Below are 223 nucleotides of genomic sequence, written 5' to 3' on the forward strand. Positions count from 1 at the left end.
GGCCCTGCGCAACGGCGAGTGCGACATGGCACTGGCCGGCGGTGTCGCGGTCATGGCGACGCCGGAGACGTTCATCGACTTCAGCCGCCAGCGCGGTCTGGCGACCGATGGCCGTTGCAAGTCCTTCGCGGAGGGTGCGGACGGGACCGGTTGGGCCGAGGGCGCGGGCATGCTGCTGGTGGAGCGGCTGTCGGACGCGCGTCGTCACGGGCATCCGGTGCTG

General features: G+C 72.2%; 1 protein-coding gene. It reads left to right on the plus strand.

The genetic code is table 11. The features are described from left to right. Positions 1-223 (plus strand): beta-ketoacyl synthase N-terminal-like domain-containing protein (locus tag ACEPPI_RS41075; RefSeq protein ID WP_373920324.1); only part of this gene is annotated, 223 nt, incomplete at both ends.

Origin of the sequence: Streptomyces sp. AB3(2024) (genome assembly GCF_041862025.1) — a bacterium.
Taxonomy (GTDB): domain Bacteria; phylum Actinomycetota; class Actinomycetes; order Streptomycetales; family Streptomycetaceae; genus Streptomyces.